Annotated in this window: 1 pseudogene; it reads right to left on the bottom strand. The window is 63.1% G+C overall.

The features are described from left to right. Window positions 1-88: 88 nt before the first annotated feature. Window positions 89-577, bottom strand: a pseudogene (locus V6U77_RS29965) (hypothetical protein); the annotation flags it as partial.

The raw sequence follows: 577 nt of genomic DNA, 5'->3' as shown, positions 1-577 counted from the left end.
CAGCCCCGCCAATTACGAACAGGCTCTCGCACCGACTACGCTGCATCAGATCGCGGCATAACCCGGTGTCCACATCCCGGGGGGAACCTCAGGTTTGGGCGGCGGCGGCGGTGTCTGTGTAGTAGCCGTACAAGCGTTGTCGGGCCCGGGCAATCTCGGTCTTTTGCCCGCCGGTGTCGCCGATCTGTTGCTCGGCGGCGTAGAGGCGGAGAAGGTCGTGCAGGTTCCACCGTTCGGAGACGGGTTCGGAGATCAGATGTGCTCGATGCAAGTCGGCTAGTAGCCTAGCGGCCTCGTGTTCGGTGAGGTTGGTCAGGCGGGCAGCTGCGGTGGTGGCGATGTCCGGGCCTGGGTTAAGCGGCAGCAACCGAAACAGGCGGGCCTGCCGATCATTGAGATGATGGTAGGACAGGTCAAAGGCGGCCCGCACCGCAGCCTGCTGCCGGGTCAGGCCGTCGAGTCGGTGTTGATCATCGCGTAGCCGGCTACAGATCTTGAATGGCCAGGTTCGTCCGATGTGGTCTGTGTGATGGCCTTGGGCTGGGGTAGATCGATGGGATGAGGTATCCCGATGGAG

Source organism: Micromonospora sp. CPCC 205546, from assembly GCF_036902715.1.
GTDB lineage: Bacteria > Actinomycetota > Actinomycetes > Mycobacteriales > Micromonosporaceae > Micromonospora.
This window is presented reverse-complemented; position numbering and strand designations above follow the sequence as displayed.